This is a genomic window from Streptomyces sp. AgN23 (assembly GCF_001598115.1).
Taxonomy (GTDB): Bacteria; Actinomycetota; Actinomycetes; order Streptomycetales; family Streptomycetaceae; genus Streptomyces; species Streptomyces antimycoticus.
On the sequence record NZ_CP007153.1, the window covers coordinates 6262074 to 6280240 of the forward strand.

Annotated in this window: 15 protein-coding genes and 2 pseudogenes; 9 read left to right on the top strand and 8 right to left on the bottom strand. The window is 71.8% G+C overall.

Annotated features, from left to right (window positions below; genetic code table 11):
* The first annotated feature begins 13 nt into the window (after positions 1 to 13).
* Positions 14 to 1243, top strand: a complete 1230-nt coding sequence (locus AS97_RS27230; protein ID WP_059148877.1) for an amidohydrolase family protein — start codon at positions 14 to 16, stop codon at positions 1241 to 1243.
* A gap of 140 nt (positions 1244 to 1383) precedes the next feature.
* On the opposite strand, the gene AS97_RS27235 is transcribed toward AS97_RS27230, so the two are convergent.
* Positions 1384 to 2430, bottom strand: coding sequence for a helix-turn-helix domain-containing protein (locus AS97_RS27235; protein ID WP_125760670.1), 1047 nt, complete (start codon positions 2428 to 2430; stop codon positions 1384 to 1386).
* 210 nt (positions 2431 to 2640) lie between these two features.
* Here AS97_RS27235 and AS97_RS27240 point away from each other — a divergent pair, with 210 nt between their 5' ends.
* The 5 genes from AS97_RS27240 to AS97_RS27260 all read left to right on the top strand — a co-directional run bounded on the left by AS97_RS27240 (position 2641) and on the right by AS97_RS27260 (position 8256).
* Positions 2641 to 3588, top strand: coding sequence for an LLM class F420-dependent oxidoreductase (locus AS97_RS27240; protein WP_125760672.1), 948 nt, complete (start codon positions 2641 to 2643; stop codon positions 3586 to 3588).
* A gap of 10 nt (positions 3589 to 3598) precedes the next feature.
* A complete protein-coding gene (locus AS97_RS27245) occupies positions 3599 to 4381 on the top strand; it encodes an SDR family NAD(P)-dependent oxidoreductase (protein ID WP_210565814.1) in 783 nt (260 codons plus the stop codon).
* 113 nt (positions 4382 to 4494) lie between these two features.
* Complete coding sequence (locus tag AS97_RS27250) at positions 4495 to 5622, top strand: LLM class flavin-dependent oxidoreductase (RefSeq protein WP_086709808.1); 1128 nt, start codon at positions 4495 to 4497, stop codon at positions 5620 to 5622.
* Between the two features lie 98 nt (positions 5623 to 5720).
* A complete protein-coding gene (locus tag AS97_RS27255; RefSeq protein ID WP_210565815.1) occupies positions 5721 to 7508 on the top strand; it encodes a D-aminoacylase in 1788 nt (595 codons plus the stop codon).
* A gap of 4 nt (positions 7509 to 7512) precedes the next feature.
* Positions 7513 to 8256 (top strand): SDR family oxidoreductase, encoded by a 744-nt coding sequence (locus AS97_RS27260; RefSeq protein ID WP_086709806.1) that lies wholly within the window; start codon positions 7513 to 7515, stop codon positions 8254 to 8256.
* A 63-nt stretch (positions 8257 to 8319) separates the two neighbouring features.
* Here AS97_RS27260 and AS97_RS47660 read toward each other — a convergent pair.
* The 4 genes and pseudogenes from AS97_RS47660 to AS97_RS27280 all read right to left on the bottom strand — a co-directional run.
* A pseudogene (locus AS97_RS47660) lies at positions 8320 to 8535 on the bottom strand (helix-turn-helix domain-containing protein); the annotation flags it as partial.
* Between the two features lie 180 nt (positions 8536 to 8715).
* Complete coding sequence (locus AS97_RS27270) at positions 8716 to 9531, bottom strand: phosphatase PAP2 family protein (protein WP_247204504.1); 816 nt, start codon at positions 9529 to 9531, stop codon at positions 8716 to 8718.
* 203 nt (positions 9532 to 9734) lie between these two features.
* Entirely contained in the window at positions 9735 to 10691 is a 957-nt protein-coding gene (locus tag AS97_RS27275) for a hypothetical protein (RefSeq protein ID WP_059148869.1), read from the bottom strand.
* Positions 10688 to 11029, bottom strand: coding sequence for a helix-turn-helix transcriptional regulator (locus AS97_RS27280; RefSeq protein ID WP_059148868.1), 342 nt, complete (start codon positions 11027 to 11029; stop codon positions 10688 to 10690). Before AS97_RS27280 ends, AS97_RS27275 begins: the two co-directional genes overlap by 4 nt.
* A 277-nt stretch (positions 11030 to 11306) precedes the next feature.
* Between AS97_RS27280 and AS97_RS27285 the strand changes: the two genes are divergently transcribed.
* Complete coding sequence (locus tag AS97_RS27285; RefSeq protein ID WP_236670047.1) at positions 11307 to 12107, top strand: APH(3'') family aminoglycoside O-phosphotransferase; 801 nt, start codon at positions 11307 to 11309, stop codon at positions 12105 to 12107.
* A gap of 16 nt (positions 12108 to 12123) precedes the next feature.
* On the opposite strand, the gene AS97_RS47665 is transcribed toward AS97_RS27285, so the two are convergent.
* Both AS97_RS47665 and AS97_RS47670 read right to left on the bottom strand, forming a co-directional pair.
* Positions 12124 to 12324: a DUF397 domain-containing protein gene (locus AS97_RS47665; protein ID WP_201724646.1), complete on the bottom strand. Its 201-nt coding sequence runs from the start codon at positions 12322 to 12324 to the stop codon at positions 12124 to 12126.
* 45 nt (positions 12325 to 12369) lie between these two features.
* Positions 12370 to 12465, bottom strand: a pseudogene (locus tag AS97_RS47670) (transcriptional regulator); the annotation flags it as partial.
* Between the two features lie 247 nt (positions 12466 to 12712).
* Here AS97_RS47670 and AS97_RS27295 point away from each other — a divergent pair.
* Complete coding sequence (locus AS97_RS27295; protein WP_210567289.1) at positions 12713 to 13612, top strand: endonuclease/exonuclease/phosphatase family protein; 900 nt, start codon at positions 12713 to 12715, stop codon at positions 13610 to 13612.
* Between the two features lie 12 nt (positions 13613 to 13624).
* Here AS97_RS27295 and AS97_RS27300 read toward each other — a convergent pair whose 3' ends face one another.
* Positions 13625 to 15151: a CehA/McbA family metallohydrolase gene (locus tag AS97_RS27300; RefSeq protein WP_107119384.1), complete on the bottom strand. Its 1527-nt coding sequence runs from the start codon at positions 15149 to 15151 to the stop codon at positions 13625 to 13627.
* Positions 15152 to 15473: 322 nt separating this feature from the next.
* On the opposite strand from AS97_RS27300, the gene AS97_RS27305 reads away from it, so the two are divergent.
* A complete protein-coding gene (locus AS97_RS27305; protein WP_086710646.1) occupies positions 15474 to 18086 on the top strand; it encodes a bifunctional FO biosynthesis protein CofGH in 2613 nt (870 codons plus the stop codon).
* Positions 18087 to 18167: the final 81 nt, after the last annotated feature.

The window sequence follows — 18167 nt, forward strand, 5'->3', positions numbered from 1 at the left end:
CTACCGTGCAGTCATGGAGAGCTTCCCGAAGATAATCTCGGTGGACGACCACACGGTTGAGCCCCCTCACGTCTGGCGGGACCGCCTCCCGTCGAAGTACCGCGACACCGGGCCGCGCATCGTCCGGGCGCCGCTGAAGGAGATGACCTTCATCGGCGGCCGGTTCGCCCCGAAGATGGGCGCGCCCGGGGACGACGGGCCGCTCGCGGACTGGTGGGTGTACGAGGAGCTGCACCGGCCGCTGACCCGGCTGGACACCGCCGTCGGATACGACCGGGACGAGGTCAGGCTCGAGGCCATCACCTATGAGCAGATGCGGCCCGGCTCCTTCTCGGTGCCGGACCGGCTGGCGGACATGGACGTCAACCACGTCCAGTCGGCGCTCTGCTTCCCGACCTTCCCCCGCTTCTGCGGGCAGACCTTCACCGAGGCCGCCGACCGCGAGCTGGGGCTGCTCGGGGTCCGGGCGTACAACGACTGGATGGTGGAGGAGTGGTGCGGCCCCGAGGCCCGGGGCCGGCTGATCCCGCTGATCATCGTCCCGCTGTGGGACGCCGAGCTGGCCGCCGCCGAGGTGCGGCGGAACGCGGCGCGCGGGGTGCGGGCCGTCTGCTTCTCGGAGATCCCGCCGAACCTCGGGCTGCCGTCGATCCACACCGACGACTGGGACCCCTTCCTCGCCGCATGCGACGAGACCGGCACGGTCATCGCGATGCACATCGGCTCCTCCTCGCGGATGCCCTCGACCTCCGCGGACGCGCCCCCCGCGGTCGGCTCCACCATCACCTTCGCCAACTGCTGCTTCTCGATGGTCGACTGGCTGATGAGCGGCAAGTTCGAGCGCTTCCCGAACCTCAAGGTGATGTACGCGGAGGGCCAGATCGGCTGGATCCCCTACATCCTCGAACGCGCCGACGTGGTCTGGGAGGAGAACCGGGGCTGGGGCGGAGTGGCCGACAAGGTGCTGCGCCCGCCGTCCGAGCTGTTCGCGGAGCATGTGTACGGATGCTTCTTCGACGACGCCTTCGGGCTGCGCAACCTCGACGCGATCGGGGTCGGCAACGTCCTGTACGAGACGGACTATCCGCACTCCGACTCCACCTGGCCCACGTCGCGCGAGGTCGGCGAGGCGCAGATGGGGCATCTGGCGCCGGACGTCGTGGAGCGGATCGTGCGCGGCAACGCGATCGAGCTGCTGGGGCTCACGGCGGACGGGCTCTGGGAGGGCGCGCCGGGGGTGTAGCCCCGGGCCGCCAGGCTTCCGTGGCGCCTTGGTCACGGAGGAGCAAGAAAGCGGTCACTGCCGGTCAATGACATCCTCCGGGCGCTCCGGCAGGCTGTGGCCCACACCGGCCCTCCCCCTCCCAGCGCCGTCACCCACCCCTACGAAGTGGCAGGGGCCGTGAGTGGTGCGGAGGGCCGGGAGTCCGTGCGCACCGGGCGCCGCGGGGTTGCGCCCGGCGCGCTGGACGCCAGTGCCAGGCGGCGGTAGTCGCTGGGCGGCATGCCGTACGCGGCGCGGAAGGCGCGGCTGAAGACGGCGGGGTGGGCGAAGCCCCAGCGGGCGGCGAGTTCGTGGAGGGGGACGGTGTGCAGGCCCGGGTCGGTGAGGTCGCGCCGGACGCGGTCCAGCCGCTGCTGCCGGATCCATGCGGAGACCGTGGTGTCGCGGGCGCGGAAGAGGCGGTGCAGATAGCCGACGGAAATGTGGTGCGCGGCGGCGATGGTGGCCGGTGACAGCCGCGGGTCGGACAGGTTCCGCTGGATGAAGCTCTGCACCCGTAAGGCCAGGGTGTGCCGGTGGGTCTCGGGCGGCAGGGTGTCGTCGGCCTCGACGGCCTGGGCGAGCAGCGCCGCCGCCAGGTCGATCAGTACGGTCCCCAGCCGCGGCCCGTCGGAGGGACCGTAGGAGCCGCGGTCCGCGGCCAGCCGGGCGAGGAACCCGGTCAGCAGGGCGCCGACGCCGTCGCGCGCCGGGATGGGCCGGGCGAGCAGCCGGTCGATCCGGTCGTGCGGGACCGGGATCAGGGCCTTGGGGATCTCCAGACCCACGCCTCCGGGAGGGCCGCCGAAGGCCAGGCAGTCGAAGGGGCGCGAGGTGTCGACGACATAGAGCCCCTGCGCGCTGTGCGCGGCCTCCTGGCGGGACTGGGAGACCTGGAGGTTTCCCTCCAGGATGAACGAGAAGTGGTACAGCTCGGGGTCGGACTGCCGGATGAGCTTGGGGGTACGCCGGAAGTTCATCTCACGGAATGTGGTGGGCCATACGGAGGCGGCGCCGAAGTCGAGGATGCGCACCTCTCCCCAGAAGTCACGGGTGTGGTCGCTGCTCATCTCCATCGGCGCCATGAGTTGTGCCATCTGCTCACGCCAGAAGTCGAACCGCTCCGCTCTGGGCAGATCTTCGCAGCGGAAGACCGTCTCGATCATCACGTGCCCCTCTGTGTGCCCCTTGCTGTGCCCCCGTGGTGGCCCCTGAGCGGGGCGGCGGGCGATGGGCCCGAGGTCGAACGTCCGTACGCTAGCAGGGCCTCGCAATGCGGGACGAGACCGCCATACCCCTTGTCTGATGGACCGTCAGATATCACTATGGCCGACGTCCGATACGACGATGGCGGTCCACCGACGAGGAGGCCCGGCATGCGCGTCCTGCCCCGGGGCCGGTTGAGCTACGGCATGCAGCTGCCCGTCCAGTCGCAGTCCACCCTTTACGCCGAGCCGTGGGAGGCGGCGGCCGGCCCGGCCGAGCTGCTCGCGGTCGCTCGCGCCGCCGACCGGCTCGGCTTCGCCTACCTCGCGGTCTGCGACCATGTCGCGATCCCGCGGCGGCTGGCCGCCGCGATGGGCACCGTCTGGTACGACCCGGTGGCCACCCTCGGCTGGCTCGCCGCGGCCACCGAGCGGGTGCGGCTGCTCAGCCATGTGGCGGTCGCCGCGCTGCGGCATCCGCTGCTGACCGCCAAGCAGTACGCGACGCTCGACCAGCTCTCCGGCGGCCGGCTGATCCTCGGGGTCGGGGCCGGGCATGTGCGGGAGGAGTTCGACGCGCTCGGGGTGGACTTCGCCCGGCGCGGGGCGCTGCTGGACGAGACGGTCGACGCGCTGAAGGCGGCGCTGGGGCCGGAGGAGTTCCCCGACTTCCGCGGGGAGCGGTTCGCCTTCAGCGGTCTGGGGCAGGCCCCGCGCCCCCTCCAGACGCCACGGCCCCCGCTGTGGATCGGCGGCTCCTCGCCCGCGGCGGTGCGCCGCGCGGCGCACCGGGGCGACGGCTGGCTGCCCCAGGGCGATCCACGGGACCGGCTGCCCGGCCAGATCGCCCGGCTGCGCGCGCTGCGGGACGAGGCGGGGATCGACGAGCCCGCCGAGATCGGCGCGATCACCGAGCCGCTCTACGTGGGCGAGCCCGGCTGGGGCGTGGGGCGCCGGACCCTGGCCGGCGCGCCGGAGCGGCTGGCCGAGAGCCTGCGCGCCTACGCCGCGATGGGGGTGGACCAGATCCAGGTGCGGTTCCGCTGCCGGGACCACACCGAACTGACCGACCAGATGGCGGCCTTCGCTGCCGATGTCGCTCCGCACCTCGATGACTAGGGAGAACGGAATGGGCAAGCTGGACGGGCGGGTCGTCGTCATCACCGGGGCGGCGCGCGGACAAGGTGAGCACGAGGCGCGGCTGTTCGTGGCGGAGGGTGCGCGGGTGGTCCTCTGTGACGTGCTGGACGAGCCGGGCGAGGCGCTGGCCAAGGAGCTGGGCGAGAGCGCCCGCTTCGTCCATCTGGACGTGGGCCGGGAGGACGACTGGAACGCCGCCGCCGAAGCCGCCAAGGACGCCTTCGGCGCGGTGGACGGCCTGGTCAACAACGCCGGGATCCTCCGCTTCAACGAGCTGGTCAGCACCCCGCTCACCGAGTACCTGGAGGTGGTCCAGGTCAATCAGGTCGGGGCGTTCCTGGGGATGCGGACCCTCGCGCCGGAGCTGGCGGCGGCGGGCGGCGGGACGATCGTGAACACCGCCTCGTACGTCGCCCTGTCCGGTATGGCCTTCCTCACCTCGTACGCCGCGACGAAGGCGGCGGTGGTGGGGATGACCCGGGTGGCCGCGATGGAGCTCGCGGCCAAGGGCATCCGGGTCAACGCGATCTGTCCGGGCGCGATCGACACCCCCATGACCAACCCGGCCCGGCTCGACCCGGCCGCCGACGCCGCGGAGGCATCCGCGGCGGTCGACGAGCTGTACCGCAAGCTGGTGCCGCTGGGCCGGATCGGCCGCCCGGAGGAGGTGGCGCGGCTCGCGCTCTTCCTGTCGTCCGAGGACTCGTCGTATGTGACGGGCCAGCCGTTCGTCGTCGACGGCGGCTGGCTGAGCGGCGTCTCGGTCTTCTAGGACCCCTCCGGGTCCGGCGCGGCTTCGGCCCTTGACGGTCCCTGTCCGCGGTGCCAGAGTCAATCAAAATCTGACGATGCGTCAGATCGAGTCGTCTGAGGCGGTGAACCTCCATGGAATTCGGACTCTTTGTGCAGGGATACGTCCCCGAAAGCCGACGCCGAACCGACCCCGAGGCCGAGCACCACGCGCTCGTCGAGGAGACCGAGTACGTCATCCAGGCCGACCGGTCCGGCTTCAAGTACGCATGGGCCTCCGAGCACCACTTCCTGGAGGAGTACTCCCACCTCTCCGCGAACGACGTCTACCTCGGCTATCTCGCCCACGCCACCGAGCGCATCCACCTGGGGTCCGGCATCTTCAACCCGCTGCCGCAGGTCAACCACCCGGTCAAGGTGGCCGAGAAGGTCGCGATGCTCGACCACCTCTCCGGCGGCCGGTTCGAGTTCGGCTCGGGCCGGGGCGCGGGCAGCCACGAGATCCTCGGCTTCCTCCCGGGGATCACCGACATGAACGCCACCAAGGAGATCTGGGAAGAGACGATCGCCGAGTTCCCCAAGATGTGGCTGCAGGACGAGTACCAGGGCTTCGCGGGCAAGCACTGGTCGCTGCCGCCGCGCAAGGTGCTGCCCAAGCCGTACGGGGGCTCCCACCCGGCGATGTGGTACGCGGCCGGATCGCCGCCGTCGTACGCGATGGCCGGCAAGAAGGGCCTCGGCGTGCTCGGCTTCTCCATCCAGAAGGTATCCGACATGGAGTGGGTCCTCGACTCCTACAAGAACGCGATCAAGGAGGCCGACCCGGTCGGCGGCTTCGTCAACGACAACGTGATGGTCACCTCCACCGCGATCTGCGCGGAGACCCATGCCAAGGCCGTGGAGATCGCGGTGGGCGGCGGGCTCAACTATCTGCAGTCGCTGCTCTTCCGCTACCACGACACCTTCCCCCGCCCCGACGGCATCCCGGAGTGGCCCGAGCTGCTGCCGGAGTACACCGAGGAGATCATCGAACTCCTCATCGCCGAGGAGCTGATGATCTGCGGCGACCCGGACGAGGTCTTCCGCCAGTGCAAGCGGTGGGAGCAGGCCGGGGCCGACCAGCTGTCGTTCGGGCTGCCGATCGGGATCGGCTACGAGGACACGATGAACACGGTCAAGCTCATCGGCGAGCACGTCATCCCGAAGATCGACACCGATCCGGTGCACCGCACGACCCGCTTCCGCCATGCCGAGACCCGGTAGCCGCGGACGCGCGAGCCGAGGCCGCGTGGCCGCGGACGCGAGAGCGGAGCCCCCGGGAGCCGCGGACGCGAGAGCGGAGCCCCAGCAGCCGCGGTCGCGTGAGCCGAGACCCAGCAGCCGCAGACGCGAGAAGGGATCCACCCGTGCTCGACCACCTGATCAAGGGCGCCACCGTGGCGGACGGCACCGGCGCGCCCTCCTACGTCGCCGACGTCGGCATCCGGGACGGCCGGATCGTGGCCATCGGCGAGCCCGGTACCGTCACCGAACCGGCGCGGTCCGCCGAGGACGCCACCGGGCTCGTCCTCGCGCCCGGGTTCGTCGACCCGCACACCCATTACGACGCCCAGCTGTTCTGGGATCCGTACGCCACCCCCTCCATGAACCACGGAGTGACCACGGTCGCGGGCGGCAACTGCGGTTTCACCCTCGCCCCGCTCAACCCCGACCGGCCCGGCGACGCCGACTACACCCGGCGGATGATGAGCCGGGTCGAGGGCATGTCGCTGGTGGCGCTGGAGCAGGGCGCGCCCTGGAACTGGTACGGCTTCGGCGAGTACCTGGACGCGCTGGAGGGCCGGATCGCCGTCAACGCGGGCTTCATGGTGGGGCACTGCGCGCTGCGCCGCCATGTGATGGGCGAGGACGCGATCGGCGGACAGCCCACGCCCGCGCAGCTGGAGGAGATGCTGCGGCTCTTCCACGAGGCGATGGACGCGGGGGCGTGGGGGCTGTCCACCACCCAGTCCTCGACCCACTCGGACGGGGACGGACAGCCGGTCGCCTCCCGTCACGCCGAACCCGAGGAGCTCCTGGCGCTCTCCCGGGCCGTCGGCGAACACGAGGGCACGCAGATCGAGGCGATCGTGGCGGGCTGTCTCGACCAGTTCGCCGACGAGGAGATCGATCTGCTCGTGGAGATGAGCGCGGCCGCCGGCCGCCCGCTCAACTGGAACGTGCTGACCATCGACGCGGCCGTCCCCGAGCGGGTGCCGCGCCAGCTCCAGGCCGGCGAACGGGCCCGTAAGGCGGGCGGCAGGATCGTCGCGCTCACCATGCCGATCCTCACCCCCATGAACATGTCGCTCGGCACCTTCTGCGCGCTGAACCTCATCCCGGGCTGGGGCGACATCCTGGGGCTGCCGATCCCGGAGCGGATCGCGAAGCTCCGCGACCCGGACGTCCGGGCGCAGATGCTGCGTCGCGCGAGCAGCCCCGAGGCCGGGGTCTTCCGCCGGCTCACCCACTTCGGTCGGTACGTCATCGGCGACACCTACAGCGCGGCCAACGCCGGGCTGACCGGCCGCGTCGTCCGCGACATCGCCGCCGAGCGCGGCCAGGAGGACTTCGCCGCACTGGTGGAGATCTGCGCCGCCGACCAGATGCGCACGGTGCTGTGGCCCATGCCGACCGACAACGACCCGGCGAGCTGGGAGCTGCGCCGGCGGACCTGGGAGCACGAGGACGTCATGCTGGGCGGCTCGGACGCGGGGGCCCATCTGGACCGGATGTGCGGCGCCCCGTACACCACCCGGTTCATCGGGGACTGTCTGCGCGGCCGGAAGCTGGTCGGCCTGGAGCGGGCGGTGCGGATGCTGACGGACGATCCGGCGCGGCTGCTCGGGCTGCGCGAACGCGGCCGGATCGCCGAGGGCTACCACGCCGACCTGGTCCTCTTCGACCCCGAGCGGATCGACGCGGGCCAGGCCCGGCTGGTGCACGACCTGCCGGGCGACAGCCCCCGGCTGGACTCGCGGGCGATGGGGATCGTGAGCGTCCGGGTCGGCGGGGTCGAGACCATCCGGGACGACGAGATCACCGGCGCGGTGCCGGGAAGGGTGCTGCGGTCGGGCCGGGACACGGAGACGGTGAGCACGAGGGGCTGAGCCGGTGGCACGCGCGGCCCTGATCACGGGCGCCTCACGCGGTATCGGCCTGGCGGTGGCGAAGGCGCTGATGGCGGACGGTGCGGCGGTGTGCCTCACGGCGCGGGACCCTGAGGAACTGGCCGAGGCCGTACGCCACCTCGGCCCGCGCGCCGTCGCCTGCTCCGGGGACGTGGCGGACCCGGCGCACCCGGAGGCGGCGGTGGCCCGCACCCTCGAGGAGTTCGGCCGCCTCGACATCCTGGTCAACAACGCCGCCACCAACGCCCCGCTCGGCCCGCTGATGACGGTGGACCCGCTCGCCTGGCGCAGGGCCTTCACGGTCAATGTGGAGGCCCCGCTGCGGCTGACCCAGGCGGCCTGGCGGGCCTGGATGGGCGACCACGGCGGCGCGGTCGTCAACATCTGCACCGAGGGCACCCACGGCGTCGGCCCGGGTGTCGGCGCCTACGGCACCGCCAAGACCGCCCTCCTCCGCCTCACCCGCCAGCTCGCCGCCGAACTGGCGCCGTCGGTCCGCGTCAACGCCGTCTCCCCGGGCCTGGTCCGCACCGAGATGGCTCGCTTCGTCTGGGACCGCGACGAACCCGCCATCGCCGCCACCCTCCCCCTGGCCCGCATCGGCGAACCGGAGGACGTGGCGAGCGCCGTCCGCTGGCTGGTCTCCGACGAGGCGTCCTGGATCACCGGCACCGACCTGGTGGTTGACGGCGGCCGCCGCGTCCGCGCGGCCTACCGTCCCGCGTAACCGAACGGGCCGCTACCGATGTGTCACCTCAAGCGAAATTCGAGTGACAGAGCATCAATAGGAGCCGTCCGCGTTGAAGTTGTGGAGCACGTCGCGGATCCGGTCGTCGCTGGTGAACGTCACCTCGGCGATCTTCGCAACCAGCATGCCCTGCGCGGATAACAGCACCATCTGAGCCCGCCGCCAGGTCACCACCGAACCAGTGCCGCTACGGATGATCCGCAGCAGGCGCCTGCCCTCGTCGTCATCAATGTCCCGGACCCGCACGCGTTCAGCCACGTGATCATCGTGGTCGGTTGCCGCGCCGGGTGGCACCGGCTTGTTGACCGGACTACGGGAGGACATGCCGGGCGGGAGGGCGTCCCCGCTCGGGCGTCGACGGCTTCCACGACTGGACGGTGGCGTCGGACCGCCGCTTTGCCCGGATGCGCCGGTTCCCGCCCGGAGCCTGCCGGGTGGTCAGCCCAGTGCGGGGCGTGTGCGGCGTGCGGTGAGTGCGGGCCGCCCGACCGCGGCGTACCAGACCAGGGCCGCACATATGAAGCCCGTCGCCCCGGAGACCAGTGACCTTGTGAGGGTGTCGTTCCGTGCGCCGGAAACGAGGGCGATGGCCAGTGCCAGCGTCAGGGTGATGACGGGCAGCGCACGGGGGCTCCGCGTGGCGCCTGGCACGGCGGCCGACGGCAGCAGCCAGGTTGCGAGGCCGTAACAGGCACAGGCCAACAGTGTGGCTCCCAGCACTTCGCTGGGCCGGTGGCCGCCGTTGGTCGCGCTGTAGGCGGCGATGCAGGCGAGCCACAGCACACCGGCCGTGGCGACGTAGGGGCGGATGCGGGGGGAAACCACGAGGACGGCGGCGAGGGTCAGCGCGGCGGGGATGGCCGAGTGCCCGCTGGGGAAACCCTGATCAAGGAGATTCTCGGGCGCGCCCACCAGATCGGGGCGGGGCAGGATGGTCGATTTGAGCACATCGTTGCCTCCGGCCGTGAGAATGACGACCCCGAGTGCCGCGCCCCCCTGCCACCAGCACCGCCGCACCAGGGTGAGGACCACGATGACGGCCAGGCCCACCATCAGGGTGGGCTTGGCGCTCAGTTCCAGCGGCGGCAGGGGCGTCGAGCCGTATTCCGCTCCTGACAGGGGGTAGATCCATGCCGCTTCGCCGCCCTGTTCACCGAGATAAAACCAGGGGTTCTCAGCTCGTTGCCCCCACGGGGTGCAGATGGCGAGCAGGTAGACCGTCAGGAACCCCAGGGTGTACAGCAGAGCCGGCATCCACGGCCGTGTCGTACGCGACGGGCTGGGGTCGTCGGGGGCCTCGGGGGCCTGCCTTGAGGCCCCCGGACCGTGCGCGGGCAGGGATGGTGAATCGTGCTGTGTCATCGCTCTGTTTCTTCCGTTGGGGGGGAGTTCGGTCACGCACGTCTTGCGGTACGACGTGGGCCGCCGGGCTCGGTCGGCCCACCGGGGGTCCGCTCCTATTGGGCGAGTGCCTGCCCCTGCCGGCGCTGGGCGGTGATCGCCAGGACCGGGAGGGGGGCGATCAGGAGGACGAGGACGACCAGGTCCGGCAGGGACTGCATGAACCCCTGCGGCTGGATCACGATCGCCTGCGTGCGGATAAACGCGACCGCCGCGACGGGGATCAGCCACCGGTAATCCCCGGTGGAGGCCGTCGCCGCCCACGCGGCGATCAGCGCGGCGACTTCGAGGGCGAACAGGCCGCGTTGGAAGGTTGGACTGACGGAGATGATGTGCAGGCCCCCGGCCACGTACATGGCGAGCACGACGGGCACCAGCCAGCGGTACGAGCGGCGCCGCAGACGGCTGGGACGGCAGGCCGTCAGCACGGCGCACGCGGCGCACAGTGTCCCCGACAGGACCAGGTCATGGACGGTTATCGGGGTGCCAAGACCGTAGTAGCCCAGGCCCGCCTTGCCCTCGTCGCCGAAGAGGGTGCGGCCGTGGGACGTGGCGCCGGCCCAGATCATGGCTGCCGCGGCCGGCAGCGCGATCCACGGTCTGCCACGCAGCAGAGCGATCAGGCAGACCAGCGGGAGCAGCCCGTAGGGCAGCAGCCGTATCCGCGTGGGACCTTCGGCCCACGGGTACCAGCCGGAGAAGTGGAAGGCCATGGCGTGCTGTCCGGGGTCGATGCGCAGTGCCCAGTGCCACACATCCTGCAAGTACGGAACCAGCGCCAGCGCGGCGAGGGCCAGGGCGGCCAAGTGGATGCCGTCCAGCCACCACGGCCGAGCGGTGTCGTGGGCGGTGGCACGGGCGCGGGCCTGCACCCCGGCGCGCACCAAGGCGGCGACTTCCCGCGGCGGGGGCCAGGAGCGGCCGGGGTACGCCTCGGCGAGGCAGGTCAGCAACTCCTCTCCATGCCGGGAACGGTAGGGCTCGGGATAGGCCGCAAGCAGCAGACGGTTCATGCCGGGGCCGCTCCGGCATTCCGCGAGCGGCCGATGACGACGGCCGCCGCCTGCTGCATCCGCAATGCCTCCCGGCTGAGCATCGCGGTGCCGTCCTCGGTGAGCTTGTAGTAGCGCCGCGCCCGCCCGTCCACGATCTCCTCATGGTCGGCGGCCACCAGTCCGGCCCGCTCCATCCGGTCCAGCGCGCCGTAGAGGGTGCCGACAGCGATCCGGAGCCGCCCGTCGGTGGCCTGCTCGGCCGCCTTGATGATGCCGTAACCGTGCAACGGCCCGTCCATGAGCGCGGCAAGGATGAAGTACTGCGGTTCCGTCAAGGACGGGTTCTGTCTTGTCACGCGTCGACTATATATCGAGCCACGAAATATATCTGTCAACTCTGGACGATCACCGGCGGCGGCTCAACCTCCAGCCCCACCCCCGGCCGGCAATGGACTGAACGCGGCGGCAGCGATAAGGACCCCGCCCGGGAACCGAGGCCCCGCGGGCGACCTGCACCCGCCCGCACGGGGTCCGGCATCCGCACGCCGCCGACGAACGCCTCACCTGCCGGTCGCGGCCCGCGTCACCTTGGGCGTGGCGCCCTCGTAGCCTGGGGTTGTGATCGATTCGAGCGTGCTGCGAACGCTGCTGCCCCTGGGCCGTGACGGCGACGGATGGGAGCCTGTCACCGCGGGGGAGTCCGGGGCCGCCGTCTTCCGTTCCGATGACGGTTCCCGGTACGCGAAGTGCGTGCCCGCGCGGCAGGTGGCCTCGCTGGAGGCGGAGCGGGACCGGGTCGCGTGGCTTCACGCGCAGGGTGCGCCGGGCGCCCAAGTCCTCGACTGGCGCATCACCGATGCCGGCGCCTGCCTGGTGACCAGCACCGTGGAAGGCGTCCCCGCGGACCGGGTCCCGGCCGCCACGCTCCACGCGGCATGGGAGACGATCGCCGACGCCGTGCGGCGACTGCACGACCTGCCGCTCCAGTCGTGCCCCTTCAGCCGCGACCTCCGTCAGACGTTCGCCACCGCACGCGAGGTCGTGGCGCGGGGCGCGGTCAACCCGGAGTTCCTGCCCGTCGAGCAGCAGGACACCCCGCCCGAGGAACTGCTCGCGCGTCTTGCCCCGCAGGTCGAGGGCCGTCTCGCCCAGGAAGCCGCCCAGGCGGTCGTCTGCCACGGGGATTTGTGCCTGCCCAATATCGTCCTCGACCCGACGACTTGGACGGTGGCGGGCTTCATCGACCTCGGCCGCCTCGGCCGCGCCGACCCCTACGCCGACCTCGCCCTCCTGCTCGCCACCGCCCGGGAGACATGGGCCGACGACCGGCAGGCCGACGACGCGGAGGAGATGTTCGCCCGGCGCTATGGCACCGCCCTCGACCGTGACCGGGAGCGGTTCTACCTCCACCTCGACCCGCTCACCTGGGGATAGCGGCAGGGGCGCCGTCCTAGGCGTCGAACGTGCCGTGCTTGATGCCCAGGAGGAATCCCTGCCACCCCGCGCCGGCGAAGTGCAGGGGCGGTCGGCTGAGGTCCTTGCTGTCCCGTACGGCCCGGCCCCCGTCGGCCGTGAGCGCGATCTCTACGCAGTCGCCCTCTTGGAGGGAGTATGGCGACTTTTGGTAAGGGCCTATGACCTCAGAGGTCACCTTGTTCTTCCTCGCTGCTTCGCAGGACGCGCCGGATGAGGCGTGCGCCTGTGGCTGGTCGAACTTGGCGGCTTGCCGGTGCCTCCTGAGTGCCGCTCCGAGCCGCCTGCTGCGCACGGTCGGCCGTCCCCCTGCGGGCATTGGCTCCCCCTCCTTGGCTACTCAGCGTGATGTGTGGACCACTACCGGGGATGCGGAAAGTGCGTATGGGCGCGGTTCGCTGCCGTGGAAGAGCCGAAGGTGGACGGGGGCTGCCGGAAACCGATTCGCTCGGGTGATCGTCTCCGAGGGCGGGGCCCGAACGGATGGGAAGCGGTGGACGGTGAAGGCAGAGGTGTTGCGGCGCTGGGGGTCGGGCGAGGGGCGGTCGGCCTGGACGCGGGGGCGGGTGCTCGCCGGGGTGGCGGTGCTGACGGCCGTGCTGCTGGCGTTCCACCGGGCGGTGCCCAACTCCGTGGGGCGGCTGGGCAGTCTGCTGGAGGCGTTCCTGCCGTGGCTCGGGCTGGTGGCCGTCGTGCTGCTGGGCCTGGCGCTGCTGCGGCGTTCGGCTACCGCGCTGGTGGCGCTGCTGCTGCCGGTGGCGGCGTGGACGTACCTCTTCGGCGGGCTGCTCCTACCCGGGGAGACGGAGAGCGACCTGCTCGTGGCGCAGCACAACGTCAGCGACGAGAACACCGACCCGGCGGGCGCCGCCCGCGTCTTGGCCGACGCCGGGCCGGATCTCATCGCGCTGGAGGAACTGGTGCCCACGGCGCTGCCGGTCTACGAGAAGACCCTGGCCCCGGAGTACCCGTACCACGCGGTCCGGGGCACCGTAGGACTCTGGTCGAAGCATCCGCTCAGCGGTGTCCGGCTGGTGGACATCAAGCCCCCGGGGATCACGGACGACTGGAGGCGCGGGCTGCGGGCCGTGGCGCGTACGCCGCGCGGTGAGGTCGCCGCGTATGTCGTGCACCTGCCCTCGGTACGTGTCGGGGCGAGCGGTCTCGCATCGTCGTGGCGCGACGAGAGCGCCGGTCGGCTGGGCGAGGCCATCGCCGCCGAGCAGCGGAAGCGGGTCATCCTGATGGGCGACCTCAACGGCACGGTCGAGGACCGTGGGCTGGCCCCGCTGACCTCCCGGATGAACGTGGCCGAGCGGGGCTTCGCCTTCAGCTTCCCGGCCGGTTTCCCGGTGGCCCGGATCGACCAGGTCATGGCCCGCTCGGCCACCGTCGCCCACATCCGCACCCTGCCCGCCACCGGCAGCGACCATCTTCCGGTCGCCGCCCGGATCACCTTGGGCTGACGGCTGCCGTCGTCAGTGGCCGCGCCGGCCCAGCCAGATCGGGTTGGTCAGGGCGACCATCGGGCCCGGTATGCCCGACGCGCCGCCGTCCGCCCCCGGACGGCGGATCTCGGCGCGGACGTAGGCCGCGTAGGAGGGCGTGGTCCTCCACTCCACCGTGCCGGAGCCGGAGTCGGGCAGCGTGGTGGTGTACAGCGGGCCCTGGTCGGTGATGAAGCGGACCTGGGGACTTGCGCCCGCGCCCGTGACCTTCAGGCGGACCGTCACCTTCGCGTCGGCGGCGACCGCCAGCCTGTCGGCGATGCCGGCGTGGTGGCCGCGGCCGTCCACCGCCTCGAAGGTGAGGTCGACCTCGGAGGACTCGGCGATCCAGCAGCGGCCGGAGCGGATGCCGTCCTGGAGGGCGGTGCGCGACAGATCGTCGGCGAGGACGACCGTCTGGGGGAGGCCGACGGGCGCGGGCTCGCGGTGGGAGTCGCTGTGGCCGACGGCGGGGAGCCAGCGGCCGTCCCCGCGGGCGGCGGCGACCAGGGTGTTGTCCCATTCCAGGACCGTCGCCTCGTCGTCCGGGCCGAAGTCCGCGTTCCACACCTCGACCGCGTCGGCCTCGTTGAAGCCGAACTTCCAGTTGCAGCCGACGCAGGTGCCGTGCGGGTGGGCCGGGATCACCAGGCCGCCGGCCTGGCGGATCTTGCGGGCGAACTGGCCGAAGCGGTTGTCCCGGGCGCGGTAGCGCCAGTCGATGAAGGTGCCCGGGGCGATGCCGAGGGCGACCACATGGCCGTTCCGGGTGGTGATCTCCTCGCCCGTGATGATCAGAAGGTCGTCGCCCCACAGGCCCTCGAACGCGCCGTGGGAGGAGGTGGTGTTGTGCTCGGTGGTGGTGATGAAGTCGAGCCCGGCGGCGCGGGCGGCGGCGACCAGCTCGGCCGGGGTGCGCTTGCCGTCGGAGTGCACGGTGTGCAGATGCGAGTCGCCCCGGTACCAGGCGCGGCCCCGGCCCTTCGCCCGCTGCGGCGGATAAACCGGCGTGCGGGGGGTGCCGGGCGCGCCGTACCGCAGCGTGACGGTGACCGTGTAGTCCAGGCCCTGGGGGGCGACCGTGTACGGCCCCAGCACGACATGCCAGGTGCCCGCCTTCACCGGCCCCGCCAGATAGCCGGGCGTCGCCTGCTCGGCGCTGATGGCGAACTCCGTACGGGCCCCGCCGGACCAGCCGCGGAAGCCGCGCCCGCCCAGCTCCGTGCCGCGCTCGTCGAAGATGCCGATGTCGCAGGCGTTCCCCTGCGTGCCGGCCGGGACGGTCGGCTTGTCGTAGGTGTACGACACGGCGATCTCGCGCACCCCGCGCGGCACCTCGACGGGCACATAGACGAAGTCCGGCGCGCCGGTGGGCAGATGGCCGCTGAGGGTCTTCGTCCGCTCATGGTCGTCGGCCGGGCCCGCCGCGTCGGCCTGGGTGAAGGTCATGGGATCGAGTGTCAGCACACCCGCCGCGCCCGCAAGCGCGGAGAGCCTGAGTACATCGCGTCGCTGCATAAGAGACCCCCAGAGTCGAGAGTGCCGTCCGACACCCGCGTGACACCGTTGTACGCGGGGGTGACACGCGCGGAAAGCCCTGTGGATAACTCCGTGGCGACGAGGGAACGTACGTCCCTCGCGCCCATCCCGTCCCTCGCGCCCCACGGCCCCGCCGCGCCAAGTCCCGTCCGGGCAGCGGACGTCGGCACCCGCCGCGTGTAGCCCGCACGTTTTACGGTGTCCTATTCCCGCCCACGGCCCGCGGCAGCCGTGATCAGACCCACAAAACCGCAGGCCCGGCCCGTCTGGCGGTGTCACACACCGCTCGTATGCTCGGAGGATGACCACGAGCGTGCAGGGAAACGAACCGGCTGCCCCGACTGGCTCCGCCGCCCCCACAGCCAACGCGATGCGCCGTGCGCTCAAGCGCGCCCGCGACGGCGTGGCGCTGGACACCGCCGAGGCGGCGGTGCTGCTCCAGGCGCGCGGCGACGACCTGAAGGATCTGATGGCCTCCGCCGCCAAGGTCCGCGACGCGGGCCTGGAGGCGGCCGGCCGCCCCGGGGTCATCACCTACTCGCGCAGCGTGTTCATCCCGCTCACCCGGCTGTGCCGGGACAAGTGTCACTACTGCACCTTCGCGACCGTGCCCGGCAAGCTGCGCCGCGCGGGCCACGGGATGTTCATGTCGCCCGACGAGGTGCTCGCCATCGCCCGCCGGGGCGCCGAAATGGGCTGCAAGGAAGCGCTGATCACCCTCGGCGACCGCCCCGAGGACCGCTGGCCCGAGGCGCGTGCATGGCTCGAGGCCGAGGGGTACGACGACACCATCGCGTACGTACGCGCCATGGCGATCCGCATCCTGGAGGAGACCGGCCTCCTGCCCCACCTCAACCCCGGCGCGATGACCTGGACCGACTTCCAGCGGCTCAAGCCGGTCGCCCCCTCCATGGGCATGATGCTGGAGACCACTGCCGAGCGGCTGTGGAGCGAGCCCGGCGGCCCCCACTACGGCTCGCCCGACAAGGAACCGGCGGTGCGGCTGCGCGTTCTGGAGGACGCCGGGCGCAGCTCCGTCCCGTTCACCAGCGGACTGCTGATCGGGATCGGCGAGACACCGGAGGAGCGGGCGGAGTCGCTGTTCGCGCTGCGCCGCGTCTCCCGCTCGTACCACGGCATCCAGGAAGTCATCATCCAGAACTTCCGTGCCAAACCGGACACCGCGATGCGGGGGATGCCGGACGCGGAGCTGGACGACCTGGTGGCGACCGTCGCCGTCGCGCGACACATCCTGGGCCCGTCCGCCTGCATCCAGGCCCCGCCCAACCTGGTCGACGCGGAGTACGAGCAGCTCATCGGCGCCGGTATCGACGACTGGGGTGGCGTCTCCCCGCTCACCCCGGACCACGTCAACCCCGAGCGCCCCTGGCCCCAGGTGGACGAGCTGACCGAGCGCTCCGCCGCCGCCGGCTTCAGCCTGCGCGAACGGCTCGCGGTCTACCCCGAGTACATCCAGCGCGGCGAGCCCTGGCTGGACCCCCGGCTGCTGCCGCACGTGACCGCCCTCGCCGACCCCGCGACCGGCCTGGCCCGCGAGGACGCGACCCCCACCGGACTGCCCTGGCAGGAGCCGGACGAGGCGTTCAGCGCCTCCGGCCGCACCGATCTGCACCACACCATCGACACCGAGGGCCGCACCGGTGACCGCCGTAAGGACTTCGACGAGGTCTATGGCGACTGGGAGGCGCTGCGCGAGGCCGCGGCCCCCGGGATGGTCCCCTCCCGCATCGACGGCGACCTCAAGGCCGCGCTCGCCCAGGCCGCCGACGATCCGACCAAGCTGACCGACCCCGAGGCGCTGGCCCTCTTCCACGCCGACGGCCCGGCGCTGGACGCGCTGTGCCGCATCGCCGACGATCTGCGCCGGGCGGCGGTCGGTGACGACGTCACCTACATCGTCACCCGGAACATCAACTTCACCAATGTCTGCTACACCGGCTGCCGCTTCTGTGCCTTCGCCCAGCGCCGTACGGACGCCGACGCCTACACCCTCTCCCTGGACCAGGTCGCCGACCGCGCCCAGCAGGCGTGGGACGTGGGCGCGGTGGAGGTCTGCATGCAGGGCGGCATCCACCCCGATCTGCCCGGCACCGCGTACTTCGACATCGCCCGCGCCGTCAAGGAGCGCGTGCCCGGGATGCATGTCCACGCCTTCTCCCCGATGGAGGTCGTCAACGGGGCGACCCGCACCGGGATGTCCATCCGCGAATGGCTGACGGCGGCGCGCGAGGCGGGCCTGGACACCATCCCCGGCACGGCGGCCGAGATCCTGGACGACGAGGTGCGCTGGGTCCTCACCAAGGGCAAGCTGCCGACGGCCACCTGGGTCGAGGTCGTCAAGACGGCGCATGAGCTGGGTGTCCGGTCCTCGTCCACGATGATGTACGGCCATGTGGACCAGCCCCGGCACTGGCTGGCCCATCTGCGGCTGCTCGCCGAGATCCAGCAGGAGACGGGCGGCTTCACCGAATTCGTCACCCTCCCCTTCATCCACACCAACGCCCCCGTCTACCTCGCCGGTATCGCCCGCCCCGGCCCCACCAGCCGCGACAACCGCGCCGTCACGGCCATGGCGCGGATCCTGCTCCACCCCCATATCCCCAACATCCAGACGAGCTGGGTGAAGCTGGGCGCGGAGGGCGCCGCCGAGATGCTCCGCTCCGGCGCCAACGACCTGGGCGGCACCCTTATGGAGGAGACCATCTCCCGTATGGCGGGCTCCTCCTACGGCTCCTACCGCTCCGTCCAGGACCTGGTGGCCATCGCCGAGCTGACCGGACGCCCCGCCCGGCCCCGCACCACCACCTACGGTCCCGTCCCCGAGGAGCGCCAGGCCGCGGCCCTCGCCTCGGACGGCCATCTGCCGGAGCTGCTCCCGGTGCTGGGGGACTGAGCCCGGCTCACGGCCGGACTGAGCCAGGCTCAGGGTTCGCGGGCGCGCCGCGCGGATACGCTGCCATGGGAAGCGGGGGAA